This window comes from Emcibacteraceae bacterium, assembly GCA_041396985.1.
Classification (GTDB): domain Bacteria; phylum Pseudomonadota; class Alphaproteobacteria; order Sphingomonadales; family Emcibacteraceae; genus Pseudemcibacter.
On record JAWKXO010000002.1, the window covers coordinates 304,234 to 323,135 of the forward strand.

General features: G+C 44.4%; 20 protein-coding genes. 13 read left to right on the plus strand and 7 right to left on the minus strand.

Annotation, left to right across the window (positions count from 1 at the left end; translation table 11 throughout):
• From truB to R3D86_06030, 5 genes are all read left to right on the plus strand, one after another.
• On the plus strand, positions 1-909 hold the full coding sequence (gene truB, locus R3D86_06010) for a tRNA pseudouridine(55) synthase TruB (GenBank protein MEZ5757755.1): 909 nt from the start codon (positions 1-3) through the stop codon (positions 907-909).
• 21 nt (positions 910-930) lie between these two features.
• Positions 931-1,200 carry a 30S ribosomal protein S15 gene (rpsO, locus tag R3D86_06015; GenBank protein MEZ5757756.1) on the plus strand — a complete coding sequence of 90 codons (270 nt, stop codon included), beginning with the start codon at positions 931-933 and terminating at the stop codon, positions 1,198-1,200.
• 115 nt (positions 1,201-1,315) lie between these two features.
• Positions 1,316-3,436 carry a polyribonucleotide nucleotidyltransferase gene (gene pnp / locus R3D86_06020; protein MEZ5757757.1) on the plus strand — a complete coding sequence of 707 codons (2,121 nt, stop codon included), beginning with the start codon at positions 1,316-1,318 and terminating at the stop codon, positions 3,434-3,436.
• Between the two features lie 89 nt (positions 3,437-3,525).
• Positions 3,526-4,929 carry a nitronate monooxygenase gene (locus R3D86_06025; protein MEZ5757758.1) on the plus strand — a complete coding sequence of 468 codons (1,404 nt, stop codon included), beginning with the start codon at positions 3,526-3,528 and terminating at the stop codon, positions 4,927-4,929.
• 74 nt (positions 4,930-5,003) lie between these two features.
• Entirely contained in the window at positions 5,004-5,420 is a 417-nt protein-coding gene (locus R3D86_06030; GenBank protein ID MEZ5757759.1) for a Fur family transcriptional regulator, read from the plus strand.
• On the opposite strand, the gene R3D86_06035 is transcribed toward R3D86_06030, so the two are convergent.
• Positions 5,417-5,926, minus strand: a complete 510-nt coding sequence (locus R3D86_06035) for an SH3 domain-containing protein (GenBank protein ID MEZ5757760.1) — start codon at positions 5,924-5,926, stop codon at positions 5,417-5,419. The two genes, R3D86_06030 and R3D86_06035, sit on opposite strands and share 4 nt — an antisense overlap.
• 135 nt (positions 5,927-6,061) lie before the next feature.
• On the opposite strand from R3D86_06035, the gene R3D86_06040 reads away from it, so the two are divergent.
• On the plus strand, positions 6,062-7,039 hold the full coding sequence (locus tag R3D86_06040; protein ID MEZ5757761.1) for a D-glycerate dehydrogenase: 978 nt from the start codon (positions 6,062-6,064) through the stop codon (positions 7,037-7,039).
• Here the strand turns inward: R3D86_06040 and moeB are convergent.
• From moeB to ubiE, 6 genes are read right to left on the minus strand one after another with little or no spacing between them, the layout of a single operon-like run.
• Positions 7,036-7,785 carry a molybdopterin-synthase adenylyltransferase MoeB gene (moeB, locus tag R3D86_06045; protein ID MEZ5757762.1) on the minus strand — a complete coding sequence of 250 codons (750 nt, stop codon included), beginning with the start codon at positions 7,783-7,785 and terminating at the stop codon, positions 7,036-7,038. The genes R3D86_06040 and moeB overlap by 4 nt on opposite strands.
• Positions 7,772-8,035 carry a hypothetical protein gene (locus R3D86_06050; GenBank protein MEZ5757763.1) on the minus strand — a complete coding sequence of 88 codons (264 nt, stop codon included), beginning with the start codon at positions 8,033-8,035 and terminating at the stop codon, positions 7,772-7,774. Before R3D86_06050 ends, moeB begins: the two co-directional genes overlap by 14 nt.
• A complete protein-coding gene (dut, locus tag R3D86_06055; GenBank protein MEZ5757764.1) occupies positions 8,032-8,487 on the minus strand; it encodes a dUTP diphosphatase in 456 nt (151 codons plus the stop codon). The genes R3D86_06050 and dut overlap by 4 nt, the downstream gene beginning before the upstream one ends.
• Positions 8,484-9,698: a bifunctional phosphopantothenoylcysteine decarboxylase/phosphopantothenate--cysteine ligase CoaBC gene (gene coaBC, locus R3D86_06060; GenBank protein ID MEZ5757765.1), complete on the minus strand. Its 1,215-nt coding sequence runs from the start codon at positions 9,696-9,698 to the stop codon at positions 8,484-8,486. The genes dut and coaBC overlap by 4 nt, the downstream gene beginning before the upstream one ends.
• Before the next feature lie 48 nt (positions 9,699-9,746).
• Positions 9,747-11,276, minus strand: a complete 1,530-nt coding sequence (gene ubiB / locus R3D86_06065; GenBank protein MEZ5757766.1) for a 2-polyprenylphenol 6-hydroxylase — start codon at positions 11,274-11,276, stop codon at positions 9,747-9,749.
• A gap of 2 nt (positions 11,277-11,278) precedes the next feature.
• Positions 11,279-12,094: a bifunctional demethylmenaquinone methyltransferase/2-methoxy-6-polyprenyl-1,4-benzoquinol methylase UbiE gene (ubiE, locus tag R3D86_06070; GenBank protein ID MEZ5757767.1), complete on the minus strand. Its 816-nt coding sequence runs from the start codon at positions 12,092-12,094 to the stop codon at positions 11,279-11,281.
• 46 nt (positions 12,095-12,140) lie between these two features.
• Here ubiE and mutM point away from each other — a divergent pair, with 46 nt between their 5' ends.
• The 7 genes from mutM to recF all read left to right on the plus strand — a co-directional run bounded on the left by mutM (position 12,141) and on the right by recF (position 18,849).
• Positions 12,141-12,971, plus strand: coding sequence for a bifunctional DNA-formamidopyrimidine glycosylase/DNA-(apurinic or apyrimidinic site) lyase (gene mutM, locus R3D86_06075; protein MEZ5757768.1), 831 nt, complete (start codon positions 12,141-12,143; stop codon positions 12,969-12,971).
• 13 nt (positions 12,972-12,984) lie between these two features.
• A complete protein-coding gene (locus R3D86_06080) occupies positions 12,985-13,386 on the plus strand; it encodes a hypothetical protein (GenBank protein ID MEZ5757769.1) in 402 nt (133 codons plus the stop codon).
• Between the two features lie 327 nt (positions 13,387-13,713).
• On the plus strand, positions 13,714-13,977 hold the full coding sequence (gene rpsT, locus R3D86_06085) for a 30S ribosomal protein S20 (GenBank protein ID MEZ5757770.1): 264 nt from the start codon (positions 13,714-13,716) through the stop codon (positions 13,975-13,977).
• 435 nt (positions 13,978-14,412) lie between these two features.
• Entirely contained in the window at positions 14,413-14,832 is a 420-nt protein-coding gene (locus R3D86_06090) for a rhodanese-like domain-containing protein (GenBank protein MEZ5757771.1), read from the plus strand.
• Positions 14,833-14,885: 53 nt separating this feature from the next.
• Positions 14,886-16,319, plus strand: coding sequence for a chromosomal replication initiator protein DnaA (gene dnaA / locus R3D86_06095; GenBank protein MEZ5757772.1), 1,434 nt, complete (start codon positions 14,886-14,888; stop codon positions 16,317-16,319).
• 193 nt (positions 16,320-16,512) lie between these two features.
• The gene (gene dnaN, locus R3D86_06100) at positions 16,513-17,634 is read left to right on the plus strand and encodes a DNA polymerase III subunit beta (GenBank protein ID MEZ5757773.1); all 1,122 of its coding nucleotides are present in this window, start codon (positions 16,513-16,515) and stop codon (positions 17,632-17,634) included.
• Between the two features lie 12 nt (positions 17,635-17,646).
• Complete coding sequence (gene recF / locus R3D86_06105) at positions 17,647-18,849, plus strand: DNA replication/repair protein RecF (protein MEZ5757774.1); 1,203 nt, start codon at positions 17,647-17,649, stop codon at positions 18,847-18,849.
• The last annotated feature ends 53 nt before the right edge of the window (positions 18,850-18,902 follow it).

The following is an 18,902-nucleotide window of genomic DNA, read 5'->3' on the forward strand; positions in this document are numbered from 1 at the left end:
ATGGCCAGAAAGCGTAAGGGCAATAAAATTGACGGCTGGCTGGTAATTGATAAGCCTTATGGTATGACCTCCACAGCGGTGGTGGGTAAATGCCGTTATCTGACAAAAGCACAAAAAGTGGGTCATGCCGGAACATTGGATCCTCTTGCAACAGGGGTCCTGCCTATTGCTTTTGGTGAAGCAACTAAGACTATTCCCTATATATTGGATGCCAGAAAAACATATGAATTTACGGTCATCTGGGGAGAGGCGCGAAGCACAGACGATGCAGAAGGTGACGTCATTATGACCAGTGATATAATTCCGTCACAAAATGAAATTCTCAAGGCTTTACCTGAATTTTCAGGAAAAATAATGCAGGTTCCCCCAGCATTCAGCGCAATAAAACTCGACGGCAAAAGGGCTTATGATCTGGCACGGGCAGGAGAGAAAGTGGATATTAAAGCCCGGGAGGTTGAAATATTTAATCTTGATCTTATTTGTTATGAAAAGGACCGGGCAACATTTAAAATGGACTGCTCAAAAGGGACATATGTTCGGTCAATCGGGCGTGATCTGGCAAATAGTTTGGGAACATGTGGATATATATCTATGTTAAGAAGAACGAATGTCGGCCCATTTGAAGAGCACGGTACGATTTCACTGGTAAAGCTGGAAGAATTAGTACATAGTGCGCCGCTTGAAGAGTGGATTCTTAACGTTGTGACCGTGCTAGACGACATCTTGGCACTGGCCGTAACAAAAGAACAGGCGGATTTTCTTAAAAACGGAGGATTCCTTTCAAGGGAAAATCTACCAGCTTCAAACCTGACTGGTGTGACTTATAAGGCCATGTATGGTGATAAACTGATCGCCCTTTGTGAGCTGGATGAAAGACACTTAAAACCGGTCCGTGTTTTTAATTTATAAATTTTACATAAGGAGTTATTGATGTCGATTACTGCAGAAAAAAAGCAGGAACTGATTAAAGAGTATGCCATTAAAGATGGTGATACAGGTTCCCCGGAAGTTCAGGTTGCTATTCTGACACATAGAATTGCTCAGCTAACAGAACATTTTAAGACACATAATAAAGATAACCATTCGCGCCGCGGGCTTTTGATGCTAGTCAATAAAAGACGCAAGCTTCTTGATTATCTTAACTCAAAAGACGCAGGTCGTTATCAGGCTTTGATAAAAAGTCTGGGTCTTCGTAAATAAGAAAATATGAATGCATGGCCATAGGGGTCATGTACAAGGCTTTTTGACGCGTGGGTTTAAGGATGGGCCTTGGCCCACAAGTCAAAAAACAAGCCGAAAAAAGTTGGAAATATATATGTTTGATATACAAAAGAAAGAAATCACTTGGGGCGGACGTCCGCTCATAATCGAAACAGGGCATATAGCCCGCCAGGCGGCAGGGGCCGTTATGGTAACATACGGGGAAACATCAGTTTTTACAGCTGTGACCGCCGCAAAAAAAGCAAAAGCCGGCGTTGATTTTTTCCCACTAACAGTTAACTATCAGGAAAAAGCATACGCCGCCGGTAAAATACCAGGCGGTTTTTTTAAACGTGAAGGGCGTCCGGCGGAATCTGAAATTCTAATCTCCCGTCTCATCGACAGACCCATTCGCCCACTTTTCGTACCAAGTTTCAAAAATGAAACGCAGGTTTCCTGTACGACAATGAGCCATGATCTCGAAAATCAGGCTGATATACCTTCAATCATAGGGACCAGTGCGGCATTAACATTGTCCGGTCTTCCATTCATGGGCCCAATAGCAGGTGCCCGTGTCGGTTACATTGATGGTGAATATGTTTTAAACCCGACAGAAGAAGAGCTTAAAAATTCGAAGCTTGATCTTGTTGTTGCCGGAACGCGTGATGCGGTTCTAATGGTTGAGTCCGAAGCAAATGAGCTTTCCGAGGAAATCATGCTTGGTGCCGTGATGTTTGGTCATGAACAGATGCAGGTTGTCATTGAAGCGATTATTGAGCTTGCAGAAATTGCAGCAAAAGACCCTATGGAACTTACGGAAGAGGAAGACCATAGTGCCCTTATTGCTGATATTGCCAAAATGGCGGAAAAAGGCCTAAGGGCAGCATATGCTGAAACTGACAAACAAACCCGTGTCGGTAAAATCAGCGACATTAAAGATGCTGTTAAAGAAAAATATGCCCCTGAGGATGATGATGTAAAGTCGATCCTGGTTGACGGGATATTGAAAGATCTTGAAAAAGACATTGTGCGTGGTGATATCATTAAAACAGGCAAAAGAATTGACGGCCGTTCACTTGATGAAGTTCGTCAGGTCATTGGCGAGGTAAATATTCTGCCCCGCACCCACGGATCGGCGCTTTTTACGCGCGGTGAAACCCAGGCGCTTTGCATTACAACACTTGGCACAGGCGATGATGAGCAGCTTATTGATGCCTTGACCGGCAGCTATAAGGAACATTTCATGCTTCACTATAACTTCCCGCCTTATTCGGTCGGTGAAGTTGGCAGAACCGGGTTTACCGGTCGACGTGAAGTTGGCCACGGAAAACTGGCGTGGCGTGCTGTAAGAGCGGTGCTTCCAAATAAGGAAGAATTCCCATATACAATCCGGATTGTTTCCGAAATCACTGAATCAAACGGATCATCCTCAATGGCCACCGTTTGCGGATCATCCCTATCCATGATGGATGCGGGTGTACCAATTTCCCGTCCGGTTTCCGGTATTGCCATGGGCCTTATCAAAGAAGGGGATGATTATGCCGTTCTTTCTGATATTCTTGGTGATGAAGATCATTTGGGGGATATGGACTTTAAGGTGGCGGGTACTTCAGAAGGTATTACTTCACTTCAAATGGATATAAAAATCACCGGTATCACACAGGAAATCATGAAAGTAGCACTTGAACAGGCCAAAGGCGGTCGTGCAACTATTCTTGAATCCATGAATAAAGCTCTTGATACAGCCCGTGAAGAAATGAATGAATATGCTCCGCGTATTGAAACATTTCAGGTTAAAAAAGACAAAATTCGTGAAATTATTGGTACTGGTGGTAAAGTAATTCGTGAAATTTGTGAGGTAACAGGCGCAAAGGTCGATATTGATGACGAAGGTATTGTAAAAGTATCTTCCCCTGACGGGAAAGCCATTAAAGCGGCACTGGACTGGATTAAAGGTATTGTAGAAGAGCCGGAAGTCGGTAAAATTTACGAAGGTAAAGTTGTCAAAACTGTTGACTTTGGAGCCTTTGTCAATTTCCTGGGAAGCAGGGACGGCCTGGTACATATCAGTGAATTGGCCAATGAACGTGTGAAACAGGTCACGGATGTTGTCAATGAAGGCGATGTGGTTAAAGTAAAAGTACTTGGCATTGATGATCGTGGTAAAGTACGTTTAAGCATGAAGGCCTTGCTCAATGATGATGCCGAAAAGGATGGTGAGGACGACAAGGAATAAGGTTGTTCTAAAAGTATTTGTAAAAACCGGATGAGTATTATTAAATGTTCATCCGGTCCACAGACAAAAGTTTGTGGTTAAGGGATATTATGAGAGCTTTAAATTCATTAAATATATCTGGCAGTGATGTCCTTCCTCTCGTTGAGGGTGGGAAAGGAATATCGGCCACCAACGGCGCCAGCGCAGGGGCTTGGGCTGCTGCGGGTGGTGTTGGGACTGTTTCCTGTGTTAATGCTGATAATTACGATGAAAATGGTGATGTTATCCCACAAATCTATCATGGCAAAACCCGTATAGAACGGCATGCCGAACTTATCCAGTATGGCATTGATGGCGGCGTTCGCCAGGTGAAAGATGCCCATGATATTGCGGGCGGCAAAGGCCGAATTCATATTAATGTTCTTTGGGAAATGGGCGGGGCAGAACCTGTACTTGAAGGGGTGCTTAATGAAACCAAAGGACTGGTTCACGGTATTACCTGTGGTGCCGGAATGCCTTACCGGCTTTCCGAAATAGCGGCTAACCATAAAGTATTTTTCCATCCTATTATTTCATCTGCCCGGGCTTTTGGTATTTTGTGGAAGCGTGCTTATCAGAATTATGGCGAATGGCTGGGCGGGGTTGTTTATGAAGATCCATGGCTTGCGGGCGGACACAACGGTCTTTCCAATGCGGAGGACCCCCGTGAACCACAGGAACCCTATCCACGTGTGGTTGCCCTTAGAGCCATGATGAATAAATTTGGATTGGAAAATGTTCCGATCATCATGGCTGGCGGTGTCTGGTATCTTCGTGACTGGGAACATTGGTTTGATAATCCTGAAATAGGACTTATTGCCTTCCAGTATGGCACAAGGCCACTGCTGACAAAAGAAAGTCCTATCCCTCAGCCCTGGAAAGAAAGGCTGCTGACCATTAAAGAAGGGGATGTGCTTCTTCATCGTTTCAGCCCGACCGGTTTTTACTCATCAGCGGTTCGAAATAATCTTCTGATAAAATTGGAAGAGCGGTCTGAGCGTCAGGTTCCATTCCGCAATAAAGCAGGAATTGATGAAGCCTTTAATACAGAAGTGACCGTTGGCAAGAAGCGTTATTTTGTAAAAGAGGATGACAAGGAAAAAGTTCTGAAGTGGGTGTCTCAGGGCTTCAACACTTCAATGCGAACGCCGGATGATACGCTTATTTTTGTAAGTGAGGATGATGCCGAGAATATTAGGCTGGATCAGAAAAACTGCATGGGCTGTTTAAGCCAGTGTAAATTCTCAAACTGGTCTCAGAATCCGGACACCAATTATTCAACGGGCCGTGGCGCTGACCCACGCAGTTTCTGTATCCAGAAATCATTGATGGATATAGCACATGGCGCATCTCTTGATGATAACCTGATGTTTGCTGGCCATTCCGCTTTTAATTTTGCCAAAGACCCCTTTTACAGCAATGGTTTTATACCAACTGTAAAAGAACTTGTGGACCGCATTCAAACGGGTGACTAACGGGCGTCGGCTTGATTAAAGAAATTTTAAAGTGTAGCATATAAACTGTAGTTAAAGACAGTGAGAGTGGACAAATGACCCGACCTTATTCAAATGCGCTGAGATGTTTACAGGATGTTGGATTAAGACCGACTAGACAAAGACTTGCGCTTGCCAAGCTGTTATTTGATGGCGAAGATCGCCATGTCACAGCAGAAATGCTTCAAAAAGAAGTGGGTCGGATAGAAGCAAAAGTCTCATTGGCAACCATCTATAATACACTGCATCAGTTCACCGAAGCGGGACTTCTGAAGGAAGTTGTTGTTAATCCGGGCAAAACTTATTTTGATACCAACGTTGCGGACCATCATCATCTTTACTTTAAGGAAGAGGAAAAGTTGATTGATTTAAAATCTGATGAACTGGTTATTGCTACCCTTCCAAATGTTCCTGAGGGCAAAAAAATTAGTGGTGTTAGTGTTGTTGTTCATATGGAGAACTGCCGGAATTAATCAAAAGTTTCCTGTTCCAGAACACCCCAGACATTCTCACTCCTGATCCAGCCTTTAAAGCCGCCGATTTCCATTTCGCACCAGGCATTATTGCATTGCAGTACGGTTCCAAGAACATCCTGTTCTGCCGTAAGAGTAATGATATTACTTTCTTCAGGTGATTTGACAAGGCTCTGGGTTCCATTAATAATTATCCCATACCGATTAAGGGACAGCAGTGCCCTTAAAATCCATCCGGTTGAGCCATCAATATCCATAACCTTAAACCAGTTTCCATACTCAGCGATGACTTTTAGCGGATAATCCTGTTTCTGATAAATCCAGTCAATCGGATAATCCAGACCCGGTCCGGTGCGCATATTGGTGATTTTATCATCAAGCGACATAAACCGCGGCAGCGGATATCCCGATGCGCCGGTTGTGCGTTCTTCCTGTTGGGCATAGGCGCCAGAAAAACATAAATTAAAAAGAAAAACGATAAAAACGATTTTAAATGCTGGCTTCATTGATAAATTCAGTTGGTTTTAAGTATGGTCCATATATGTAAGTTTATCACGGTACCGTCAAGGATGCTTTTTGATTGTAACAGATTTTTATGCCCAATATACTCGGATTAATCAAAATTTACAGAGACTATCAATATGAAACCAGTCGTCATAGTGACCCGAAAACTGCCACATGAAATTGAAACACGAATGAGAGAGTTATTTGATGCACAGCTTAATCATGATGATCATATTTTCAGCCGTGAAGACTTAATAAGTGCCGTAAAAGAGGCAGATATTCTGGTACCGACAGTGACGGATAAAATTGATCGTGAAATATTGGCAAACGCCGGACCCAATCTGAGACTGATTGCAAATTTCGGGGTTGGCGTTGATCATATTGATATAAATGCTGCCAGAAATAAAATGATTACCGTGACCAATACGCCGGGGGTGCTTACTGAAGATACGGCAGATTTGGCCATGGCGTTAATGCTTGATATTACAAGGAGGCTTTCTGAAGGGGAAAGACTGCTCAGAGCCGGAAAATGGAGAATTTGGTCGCCGACCGGTATGCTTGGTATGCGGCTCAGTGGTAAAAAGCTTGGTATTATCGGTATGGGCCGAATTGGTGAGGCTCTTGCCCTACGCGCACGTGCCTTCGGCCTTGAAATTCATTACCACAACAGGCATCAGGTCCATCAGGAAATAGAAAGGAAGCTGGAAGCGAAATACTGGAATAGCCTAGATCAAATGATAACCCAGATGGATATTCTTTCCCTCAATTGCCCGGCGACCACGGATACCCACCATATTATGTCAGCAAGACGGCTTGGTCTGATGCCAAAACATGCCTATCTGATTAATACGGCCCGTGGCAATGTGGTTGATGAAGACGCCTTGATTGAAGCACTTGAGCAGAATAAAATCGCCGGTGCCGGTCTTGATGTTTATGAAAATGAACCCAACGTAAATCCGCGTCTCTTTGGATTGGAAAATGTGGTGACTGCCCCACATATGGGCTCAGCCACAGTAGAGGCCCGCCTGGCAATGGGACAAAAAGTTCTGATCAACATTAAAACTTTTGTTGATGGCCACAGCCCCAGGGACAGGGTTTTGCCCGAAGGGTTCTAGCCGCCACAATATTTGCAACCTGGATCCTTCGGCAGCCGAATGGTTCGGCTCGTGGCGCTTAAGGCATCATATATTAAAAGTCTTCCGGCAAGACTTTCACCAAGCGATAAAATTTCCTTAAGCACTTCAACGGCTTGCATTGTCCCGACTACGCCGGACACGGCGCCAAGAATACCCGCTTCTGCGCAACTCAATATTCCGCGAGGATGATCAGGGACCAGACAGCGGTAGCAGGGTTTATCCTTTTCATATCCCTTAAACGTCGCCAGCTGGCCATCAAACTGACTTAGGGCACCTGAAATCAGGGGCTTTTTCAGTCGCAGACAAATATCATTGACCAGAAAACGGGTTGAAAAATTATCGCATCCATCGGCAATAATGTCATATCCGCTGATAATGTCTTCGGCGTTTTTGGCATCAAGGCGCTGTTGATGGGTAATGACGGATACTTCCGGATTAATTTCTTCCAGCGCTTCTTTTGCGCTCAATGTTTTTTCAAGACCAAGGTTTCCGGTTTTATGAATGATCTGGCGCTGAAGATTGCTTAAGTCGACGACATCGTCATCAATCACACCGAGTGTGCCTACCCCTGCTGCTGCCAGATACATAAGGACGGGACTACCCAATCCGCCAGCCCCGATCACAAGGACTTTAGCCTTCATCAGTTTCTGCTGACCCGGTCCGCCGACTTCCTTCAAAATGACATGGCGGGCATAGCGTTCAATCTGTTCATCAGTAAGGGACATTTTCTTCCTCAATCTCCTGATAAATAATGTCTTTCGGATTAAGGGTGTCATCAGGTGAAGCAATGATGTAGGTTGCGCCAGGAACGACTTTGAAATTCGCCGGGTTTTTTATTTCCTTATCATTACAGAAAACACTGAACTGCTGATAGCCCAGGGAATGTGCTTCGGCAATTATCCGTTCAATCGTCAGCTCTTCAGCAGGTAAAGTACATTCTGTGCCGGCAATAATCAGGGTGATCGTACCGCTCATGATGTCATTCCGGTTGAGCCAAACCCGCCCGCGCCACGTGCCGTTTCATCAAGACTGTCGCACTTAACCCATGAAATTTGGGTGACAGGCGCAATGATCATCTGTGCAATGCGCATATTGCGTTTGATAATAAAATCCTCCTGCCCCAGATTGATAAGGATGACTTTTACTTCCCCGCGATAATCAGCATCTATAGTTCCCGGTGTATTAAGTACGGTAACACCATTTTTCCAGGCCAGACCTGAACGTGGGCGGACCTGTGCTTCATAGCCATCGGCCAGGGCCATGGCAAACCCGGTTGGAACCAGAAGTCTCTCGCCAACCTTAAGAATGAGCTCTTCCCCGTCAGGAATAGCGGCCATAAGATCCATGCCGGCGCTGTTTTTTGTTTCATATTCCGGTAATTTCAACCCCTCACCATGGGGTAAAATCTGAATATTCACCTGTGTCATTTAAATTCCTTAAAATAGTCTTCAATTTCTAAAGCCAGTTTCTGGGCAACATCATCCTTACTCATTTTCGGCCAGCTTTCCATGCCCGCCGCACGGATCAAATGGACCTGATTATTATCGCCACCCATCACATCACCGGATATATCATTGGCAACAATCCAGTCACAGCCTTTCTTCTTAAGTTTATCTTTTGCGTATTCCTCAACATTTTGTGTTTCAGCAGCAAAACCAATTACCAGCGGTGGTCTTTTCGTTTTGTGGTTTGAAATGGTTTTTAAAATGTCCGGATTTTCTGCAAAATTAAGGGTTGGTAATTTGCCGTCCTGCTTTTTTATTTTTTCCTTGGCTATGTCCCTGACATACCAGTCGGCGACAGCAGCAACACAGATTGCGGCGTCTGCCGGAAGGGATTTTTCCACTTCTGCAATCATCTCTCGGGCAGAGCTGACATTAATACGATTGACGCCAACGGGAGTTTTGAGGTTCGTGGGCCCGGAAATAAGCGTAACATCGGCTCCCATTTGTCGAAGTGCATTTGCGATAGCATATCCCTGTTTCCCGGAAGAATGATTGGATATATAGCGGACTGGGTCAATCGCTTCATATGTCGGTCCAGCGGTAACGGTAATTTTCCTGCCCAGAAGCGGGCTATCAGAATTGCTTAAAAAAAAAGCCTCAATACTCGCGATCATATCCGCTACTTCGGCGAGACGGCCTGTGCCAACCTCGCCGCAGGCAAGATCGCCATCCGCCGGTGGGATCACCAATATTCCCCGTGTTTTTAGGACGGATAAATTATGTTGAGTTGCTATGTTTCCCCACATCTGACTGTTCATGGTCGGGGCTATCATGACGGGTTTATTTGTGGCCAGCAGCGTTGTGGTTGCCAGATTATCAGCAATCCCCGCCGCCATTTTTGCCATCAGATCAGCACTTGCCGGGGCAACAAGAATAAGATCATTTTCACGGGATAGCCTGATATGACCCATTTCCGCTTCATCGGTTAGGGAAAATAAATCCTGATACACTTTATTTTCAGTCAGGCTGCTTACGGAAAGAGGCGTTACGAATTCAGCGCCTCCTTTGGTCAGGATGGCTTGAATTTCAACACCGCGTTCCTTTAATCGCCGGATCAGGTCAAGGCATTTATAAGCCGCAATACCGCCACCGATAATAAGGAGTATTTTTTTTCCATCAAGAATATCAGACACTTTTCAAGCCTTCACCGTTATCCATAGTTTAAAGATAATCACTGACGTCTATTGTTGCAACAAGATATAAAGTGAATAACAAATCGTGCTTCCAATCATTCCGCCAAGAACGCCATAGAGGAAGAGTTTTAATGAACTTCTGCGGCGGGCCTGGTGACTTTGCATTTCTTTGGATTGGTGAACCAGTTGCTCAACATCCTCAAGTATTTTTGGTAGTCTGGATAAAGTATCAATTGTCGTTTTGATCGTATCTTTTGCCCGTGCCATCGGGCTAAGGTTTTCAGAAACCCATTTTTCAATCACCGGGCGGGAGGCTTCCCACATATTTATTTCAGGGTTTAAATTCAGTGCCACACCTTCCGCCGTGACCATGGTTTTTTGCAGCAGGATTAGCTGAGGCTGAGTATGCATATTAAAGCGGCTGGTGGTTTCAAAAAGCTGTCCAAGCATTTTACCGGCTGAAATTTCGCTGAGCGGCTTACCGACCACAGGTTCTCCAATCGCACGGATGGCCTGCTTAAAATCAATATAATCCTGATCCTTTGGCACATATCCCATATCAAAATGGGCTTTCGCTATACGGTCATAATCCTGATTGGCAAAGCCGAACATTATATCGGCGAGAGCACGACGTGTTCTTAAATCCAGTCGGCCCATAATACCAAAATCAATGGCTGTTACTTTATTATTATTACAGGCAAAAAGATTACCCTGATGAAGATCGGCATGGAAAAAACCGTCATTTAAGGCCTGACTTAAAAATCCCTGAACAAGGTTTTCAGAAAGTTTTTTTGGATCAAGGCCCGCGTTTTTAATTTCATCCAGCTGTTTGAATGGAATGCCATCAACCCAATTTGTGGTAAGAACCCGACGACTGGTAAGGTCCCAGTCTACTTCCGGTACGTCATAATAGGGATTATCTTTCATATTTTGTTTAAGTTCTGCTGCAGCAGCCGCTTCCAGGCGCAAATCCATTTCGCGTTCGATGACATCAGCGATGGTTTCAACAACCTTACTTGGCCTTAAGCGTCTTGCTTCACGCGAGAAAAGCTCAACCATTCCGGCGAGCCACTGAAACGCTTCAAGATCACGGCTAAAGGCTTTGGCAATACCGGGACGCAGAACTTTTACAGCCACCTTTTTATTATCAGTGGTGATTGCCATATGAACCTGGGCAATTGAGGCGGCGGCAATGGGCTCATCTTCAAACTCATTGAAAAGCGTTTCAATGGATGCGCCAAGTTCCTGTGTGATGATTTGTTTTGCTTCTTCGCTGGAAAAGGGGGGCACCTGATCCTGTAATTTCATCAGGTCAAGGGCCGTTTCCGCGCCGATGATATCCGGGCGCGTTGCAAGGGCCTGCCCTATTTTAATAAAACTTGGGCCTAGATCTTGCAGGGCATTGACCAGATTGGTCTCCGGTTCGCCGTCTTGATCCTTCTTGCTAATCTTTGTCAGTTTTGCAAATCTTTTGGGCCGCTCACCAAAAATCTTGATCAGATCCGTCAGCGCATCATGTCTTGAAAGTGTATAGCCGACTTTCACAATGCGACCAATATGGAAGACCCAGCCAAACATTATTAAATACGCCAGCCAGAATGGATGGCAACAATACCACCCGATAAATTACGGTAAGTGGTTTTCTTAAATCCAGCATCCTTAATCATCGTTTTGAATTTTTCCTGGGATGGAAATTTTCGGATACTTTCAACCAGATACTGGTAGCTTTCCTTATCACCGGTGATAATTTCACCAAAATAAGGAATGAGATTAAATGAATATGCGTCGTATATCTGCTTAAGCAGGGGCAAATCCACTTTACTAAACTCAAGGCACATGAATCGCCCGCCAGGCCTTAATACCCTGAAGGCCTCTTTTAGGGCTATATCAATATGAGTAACATTGCGAATACCAAAGGCAATCGTATAGGCATCAACCGAGCAATCGGGTAAGGGCAGCATTTCAGCATTGCCGGTTACCCAGTCAATATAATCAAAATTACCCTGATCAAGGGCTCGTGCCCGGCCTGCTGCAAGCATATTTGAATTAATATCGCAGATAGTTACCTTTGCCGGGACGTCCCCTTCCTTCATGCGGGCATTTGCTGCTTTTAAAAAACGAAATGCGATGTCACCGGTGCCGCCTGCCACATCAAGCAGATGCATTCCCGGTTTTGGTCGCAGATCACGGATAAGATCATTTTTCCATAACCGATGAAGGCCTCCGCTCATGACATCATTCATGATGTCATATTTATCGGCGACACTATCAAATACACCTTTGACCAGGGACTGTTTTTCGTCTTCATTCACATCCCTGAAACCAAAATGGGTAGTTCCTTCCGCATTTATTTTTTCTTTATTTGTCATATTGCGGAACATAGCGCGTTGTTGCATTCTGTTCCAGAAGAAAACCTCATTGAAGAACAAGAGTTTAAAATAAATGCCAGAATTACCGGAAGTGGAAACCACAAGAAGAGGACTATTGCCCGCATTGGAAGGAAGAATGATCACGAATGTTATAAAACGACGTGATAAAATACGTATATTGATTCCGGAAGATTTTGAACAAAAAATAAAAGGTACAAGGGTAAGCAGGATTGCCCGGCGGGCAAAATATTTACAGATTTTTCTGGATAGTGGTGATGTTATAATCTGCCATCTTGGCATGTCGGGCAAATTCATTATCAAAGACCGTGACAGTAAGCCTTATGAGAAACATGATCATATTATTTTTGAAACGGATCAGGGGAAATTAATTATTTATAATGACCCAAGACGGTTTGGCCTGATGACAATATGCCCGGAAAAAATGCTTGAGGACCATAATTTATTCAAGGATATGGCGGCAGAGCCGCTGGGAAATGAATTTAATGGAAAATATCTTTCCTCCAAACTGGTCAATCGTAAGACACCGGTTAAATCAGCGCTCCTTGATCAGCATGTGGTTGTCGGGCTTGGAAATATTTATGTATGTGAAGCTCTTAATCTGGCAAAAATATCGCCTTTAAGAAAAGCGTCGGAATTATCGGAAAGTGAAATTGAAAAACTGGTTCAGATAATCAGGGATGTTCTTTTGCAGGCGATCGAAGCAGGGGGGGCAAGCTTAAAGGATTTCGTCGGTGCAGATGGAAATCTTGGATATTTTCAACACCATTTTGTTGCCTATGGCCGGGAAGGGGAAAGTTGTCAAAATGAAGGATGTCGCGGACAAATTGAAAGAATTAATCAGTCGGGTCGATCGACATTCTATTGCCCCACATGCCAGAAGTAAGTATGCTTAGGGCATGAAAAATATCATCAAATTATCTGTCATTACAATTTTCATGCTTTGCAGCATCGCCTTTCAGTTAAATGCCCAGCAAAATTCTGATGAGGCGATGCTCAGTGATCTTGCCATTCCTCTGATGGAAGGTCTGGTTGAAAATCAGGATGAAGCCTTACTTTTTGACAGTCCACAGGGACGTATCATTAATGCTGTGGCAAGCGGAGCCATTGAGGGTAAAAAGATATATGATTATTATGCTATGGTGTTGCCTTCACTCGGCTGGAACGTGGATAAGAGAAATAAATGTGATGAAAAAGCCGAGCTTTGTTTGTCAGCAATCAGGGATAAAGAAAGCCTGTCGCTGATGATTGATGTGAAGAGTGGAACTTCGACTGTAACCTATTCACTTTCTCCGAAATAAGGCACATATAAAATTATAATCATAATCAATGATTCGAATTTAATGACTTTTTTCTTGCCGGTGATGGCATTTATAAAAAGTAACTTGTTTGTTTTAATTAACAGGCATTTCAATTGCATAGGCAATAATCGCAATAAATACCCATAAAAAGAGGGATTTTTAAGCTCTTTTAGAGTAAATTAGCGAAAAGCAGGTTGACCAACGCGGGTCTCATGTTTATAAGCCACAGTCAAATTACGATATTGAAAAAATATGAGGATCATGATTCTCCTGCCTCCAGTATTTGGACGCAGTTTTGAGACAGGCCTCCTTAAAGGAATAAAAATAATGGCTAATACAATACAAGCTAAGAAAAGAGTGCGCCGTAATGACAAGCGCGAACAAATTAACAAAGCGCGCCGCAGCCGTATTCGTACTTTTGTAAAAAAAGTCGAACTTGCTGTTGAGGCAGGGAATGCAGATGAAGCTAAAATGGCTTTAAAAGCAGCACAACCGGAATTAATGCGCGGTGTGACCAAAGGCGTTCTCCACAAAAAGACAGCATCCCGTAAAGTTTCGCGTCTGGCAAAACGCGTAAAAGCCCTTGGCTGATTTTTCCTGAAAGGGAATTTCGAGTCGCGGTAGCATTCATCACGATTCGCATTAATTAGACGGTAAAAAACACTCAAAAATCTGAATAAAAGCCAATCCAAACTGTGATTGGCTTTTTTTATTTCTGCATTACGAAGGAGATTCACGTAATGTTCTTTTTATCTAAAATTTGAATCTTTTTTCTAAAATCACCACCTACTACATTTAGTAGGTTGGGGCAAGGTCAAGACATAGGATGGTATTTTATTTTATTTTTTCATCATCTGACATATTGCATCATGCCCTATAGATAGGTAGGGTATTTAAAGAATAATTTATCGACATCAATGGATGATACACCCTGCAAAAAATGATTTGCAGACTGAGGGCTCTGTTTTGGAAAAATGCCCGTTTTGATCGTCGGAAAAAATATACTAGTGTGAGGGATAGCTGTTAATGAGTGGACAGTATAAGGGCGATATTACGCCTAATGAAGCGTGGAGTATGCTGAAGGGACAGGATGATGCTGTCCTTGTTGATGTGCGTACTCTTGCAGAGTGGAAATGTGTAGGGGTCCCCGACCTTTCTGCAATTTCCAAAGATAATATTTACATAGAGTGGGTTAATTTTCCGGATCGCATTCCTAATGCACATTTTCTGGACCAGCTTTCACAGGCTGTGCCGGATAAAAATACCCCGATCTGCTTTTTATGTCGTACGGGTGTCCGCTCTATTGGTGCGGCTATTGCGGCGACAGAAGCCGGCTATGAAAATAGCTATAATATACTGGAAGGTTTTGAAGGGGACCCGGATGATCAGGGCCATCGCGGCAGAATATCCGGATGGCAAGGAGTGAATTTGCCCTGGAAACATTAAACCAAGGTAAAATGAACCGGTCAGTTAACTATATAAAATGAAGCAAAATATGAATGGCAAGTAAATTGGGTCAACAGGAAGCGACGGAAATTCAGGTGGAAATGACTATTGATACGCAATGGACCAGAGTTTTGGAATTTTTGCGCGCAGATTTTGATGAAAACACCTATAAAAGCTGGATAAAGCCACTCGCCCTCGTCAACATAGAGGAAGACAGAGCGGTTATGGCGGCTCCGACCCGTTTTATGCGTAATTGGCTGATGTCAAATTTCTCCGGCCGGATCAAATCCGCATGGTGTCAGATAAATCCAGACGTGCAGGACATTGATATAATCGTTCTTTCTGGCTTTAAGAATATTGATGATGAAACGACCGAACTAGCCTCTGAAGCTAAAGCGAATAATAAAATAAAAGATAAGCAAAAAAACACCGATACTATTTCTGTTATTGGTGAAAATGATTTCGGCGCCCTTCTTGACCCACGATTTACGTTTGATAGCTTTGTGGTTGGTAAATCCAATGAACTTGCTTATGCGGCGGCCCGCCGGGTGGCGGAGAATAAAGATGTTAATTTTAATCCGCTTTTTCTTCACGGCGGGGTCGGGCTTGGTAAAACCCATTTGATGCACGCAATTGCTTGGGCCAATCGGGAACGCTTTCCTGAGCGTAAAGTTGTCTATCTGTCAGCTGAACAGTTTATGTATCAGTTTGTCTCATCAATCCGTTATAAGGATACAATGTCCTTTAAAAGGAAGTTCCGAAATGTTGATCTGTTGATGATTGATGATCTTCAGTTTATAGCCAACAAAAACTCAACCCAGGAAGAATTCTTCCATACATTTAATGCATTGATTGACCACCATCGTCAGGTTGTCCTTTCTGCGGACCGTTCGCCGTCTAACCTGGACGGGGTTGAAGAAAGAATTCGTTCAAGGCTTGGCTGGGGACTTGTCGCAGATATTCACCCGACCGATTATGAACTCAGACTGGGTATATTACAGCAAAAGGCAAATGGTGTTCCAGAAGTTGAAATCCAGAGAGAGGTATTAGAATTTCTGGCCCGAAGGATCAGCTCGAACGTGCGGGAATTGGAAGGGGCGTTTAACCGCATGGTTGCCCATTCGACACTCATTGGACGTCCTATTACTCTTGAAATGACGCAGGAGGTTTTACAGGACCTGCTGAGGGCGAATGACCGCCGGGTTACTGTTGATGAAATACAGAGGCAGGTGGCAGACTATTTCAATATTAAGCTTGCTGATCTGCTGTCGGCCCGCCGGGCAAGACATGTGGCGCGGCCAAGGCAGGTTGCCATGTATCTTTGTAAGCATCTTACTTCAAAATCATTGCCGTCTATAGGTCGTAAATTTGGTGGACGTGATCATACGACCGTCATGCACGCAGTCAAAAGAATAGACGAACTTCGTCAGACTGACAGTGTGCTGGAAGAAGATATTCTGCATCTGGAACGTATGTTCAGCACCTAAATATTAAGGTCCTCTCCGGTTGGATTTAACTTCCGTTAAAATATATTGCGACTCGGCAGAAATGCAGTGAAAAAGCAATTGACCTGCCTGCTGGTTATGGTAGTCTGTTCATCAAAATAATTTAAAATTATGAGAGGGGCTTTTACGGTCCTGGGTCAGATAATCTAGTTAATATGAAGCGTGAAAGTATCAAATGAAATTGAATATAGAACGAGGCGCCTTACTTAAATCTCTGGGGCATATCCAAAGCGTTGTTGAGCGTCGGAATACTATTCCCATTCTGTCAAATGTATTACTGGAAGGTGAAGACGGGAACCTGAGCTTAGCGGCAACAGACCTTGACATTGCCATTGGCGAAACGGTTGCAGTTGAGATAGAGGAAGAAGGGGGCATTACAGCTCCTGCACATACGCTTTATGATATTGTCAGAAAACTGCCTGAAGGGTCTCAGGTTGAGCTTTACTATGACGTGGACAGCGGGCGCCTTTCCATCAGCGCGGGACGGTCACGCTTTACACTTTCCTGTCTTCCCAGAGAAGATTTCCCGGTTATGTCGGAAGGGGATTTGCCGGTAAGCTTTAAAGTGACAGGCGTTAATCTGAAGCGGCTTATTGATAAAACGCGTTTTGCGGTTTCCACTGAAGAAACACGCTATTATTTAAACGGAATTTATCTTCATACGACGACGGACGATAGCGGCGAAGCAGTGCTGCGTGGTGTCGCTACCGACGGTCACAGATTGGCACGATTTGATGTTGATCAGCCGGATGGTGCGGCGGACATGCCGGGAATTATTGTTCCCCGTAAAGCCGTGGGCGAGCTTCGTAAGCTCATTGATGAATATGAAGGCGATGTTGAAGTTAGTCTTTCAGAAACAAAAATACGTTTCACATTTGCGGACATTGTGCTGACTTCAAAACTGATTGACGGCACTTTCCCGGATTATTCACGGGTCATTCCTGAAGGGAATGATAAAAATATGGAAGTGGACAGCAAAGTCCTTGCGGAAGCTGTGGACAGGGTTTCAACCATTTCATCGGATAAAACCAGATCAGTTAAACTGGCGATGGATTCAGGGCAGCTCAAGCTTTCTGTAAATAGTCCGGAGCATGGAACGGCGACAGAAGAGCTTTCCGTCAGTTACGATTCTGAACCAATGGAAATTGGCTTTAATTCAAGATATCTTCTGGATATTCTTGCTCAGATTGAGGGGGATGTTGTGCAGGTTTCTTTTGCCGATTCAGCGGCGCCGACAATACTGAAAGATCTTACTGATGAAGGAGCGTTATATGTTCTGATGCCGATGAGAGTGTAACGGGAACGCCGGGTGAGCGATCTAGCGCATTCCAATTCGGGCAACAATATTTCGAGTGCTTTATCCTTGGGTAAGGCACTCGTGCTTTATGTGGATCGGCTTAAGCTCAATAATTTTCGCTCTTATGACAATATGGAACTTAATGTCGGTGCCAATTCCGTGGTTCTTACAGGGACCAATGGATCGGGTAAAACCAACCTGCTTGAGGCCTTATCCTTTTTGTCGCCAGGAAGGGGACTTAGAAGAGCCAAGCTTTCAGAAGTAACCAGAATTGGAGCGGCATCCCCGTGGGCGGTGGCTGGGCGTGTCATGACACCTGATGGACTGCGTCAGCTCGGTAGCGGACTTTTGCAACGTGAGGACCGCATTTCTGAAAATTCTGTAGACCGTCGTATCGGAAGAGTTGACGGTGAAAATCTATCATCCCCTGCTTCTTTTGGAGAAATTTTACAGATTGCCTGGCTTACACCACAAATGGACAGACTGTTTATAGAAGGCACGTCAGGTCGCAGAAGATTTCTCGATCGTCTTGTGGCGGCCTATCATCCAGCGCATGCCCGTGAAGTCAATGCTTATGAGAAAGTAATGAGAGATCGGGCAAGGCTACTTTCAGACGGAAATGCAGATCCGGTATGGTTGACGAGCCTAGAGCAGAGAATGGCTGAGCACGGAGTGGCGGTCGCAGCGGCCCGGCTAGATGCTATTAAGAAACTTTCACAGGCAATAAGGGAAAGTCAGTCGGCATTTCCAGGTGCGATACTGACAATCGGGGGAGATCTGGAGGCCGAACTGTTATCGCGTCCTGCGGTTGAGGTTGAAACAGAGTTTCTTGAACGGCTGAAACGGACGAGAAGCCATGATGCCAGATCAGGGCGTACTTCAGTTGGCCCTCATAAAACAGATCTTCTGGTTCGTCACGCCGTAAAGGATATGCCCGCAGAACTTTGCTCAACCGGTGAGCAGAAAGCATTGCTGATAGGAATTGTTCTTGCCAGTGCCAGATTAAGTTCCGTTCAGTTTGGGGCGCCGCCTCTTTTACTGCTTGATGAGGTGGCAGCACATCTTGATGAGGAGAGGCGCGGGTTTTTGTTCGAGGAACTCCGTGATTTGGGATCACAGGTCTGGCTTACAGGAACAGATCAGTCATTATTTAAGCAAATGAAAAATAAAGCAAAATTTTTTCACTTCGAAGGCGGATTAATCGCCGAAGACTAGAAGAAATGTGCTATAGTGATTTAAGTAAAATACTATTGAAGAAAAGGACGGGA

Coding starts and splice junctions, on each gene's coding strand:
- R3D86_06025 (MEZ5757758.1), top strand. CDS start 3,526: ATGAGAGCTTTAAATTCATTAAATATATCTGGCAGTGATGTCCTTCCT.
- ubiB (MEZ5757766.1), bottom strand. CDS start 11,276: ATGTTTGGCTGGGTCTTCCATATTGGTCGCATTGTGAAAGTCGGCTAT.
- mutM (MEZ5757768.1), top strand. CDS start 12,141: ATGCCAGAATTACCGGAAGTGGAAACCACAAGAAGAGGACTATTGCCC.
- R3D86_06080 (MEZ5757769.1), top strand. CDS start 12,985: ATGAAAAATATCATCAAATTATCTGTCATTACAATTTTCATGCTTTGC.
- rpsT (MEZ5757770.1), top strand. CDS start 13,714: ATGGCTAATACAATACAAGCTAAGAAAAGAGTGCGCCGTAATGACAAG.
- dnaA (MEZ5757772.1), top strand. CDS start 14,886: ATGGCAAGTAAATTGGGTCAACAGGAAGCGACGGAAATTCAGGTGGAA.
- ubiE (MEZ5757767.1), bottom strand. CDS start 12,094: ATGCAACAACGCGCTATGTTCCGCAATATGACAAATAAAGAAAAAATA.
- dnaN (MEZ5757773.1), top strand. CDS start 16,513: ATGAAATTGAATATAGAACGAGGCGCCTTACTTAAATCTCTGGGGCAT.
- moeB (MEZ5757762.1), bottom strand. CDS start 7,785: ATGTCCCTTACTGATGAACAGATTGAACGCTATGCCCGCCATGTCATT.
- truB (MEZ5757755.1), top strand. CDS start 1: ATGGCCAGAAAGCGTAAGGGCAATAAAATTGACGGCTGGCTGGTAATT.
- pnp (MEZ5757757.1), top strand. CDS start 1,316: ATGTTTGATATACAAAAGAAAGAAATCACTTGGGGCGGACGTCCGCTC.
- R3D86_06090 (MEZ5757771.1), top strand. CDS start 14,413: ATGAGTGGACAGTATAAGGGCGATATTACGCCTAATGAAGCGTGGAGT.
- rpsO (MEZ5757756.1), top strand. CDS start 931: ATGTCGATTACTGCAGAAAAAAAGCAGGAACTGATTAAAGAGTATGCC.
- R3D86_06030 (MEZ5757759.1), top strand. CDS start 5,004: ATGACCCGACCTTATTCAAATGCGCTGAGATGTTTACAGGATGTTGGA.
- R3D86_06035 (MEZ5757760.1), bottom strand. CDS start 5,926: ATGAAGCCAGCATTTAAAATCGTTTTTATCGTTTTTCTTTTTAATTTA.
- R3D86_06050 (MEZ5757763.1), bottom strand. CDS start 8,035: ATGAGCGGTACGATCACCCTGATTATTGCCGGCACAGAATGTACTTTA.
- R3D86_06040 (MEZ5757761.1), top strand. CDS start 6,062: ATGAAACCAGTCGTCATAGTGACCCGAAAACTGCCACATGAAATTGAA.
- dut (MEZ5757764.1), bottom strand. CDS start 8,487: ATGACACAGGTGAATATTCAGATTTTACCCCATGGTGAGGGGTTGAAA.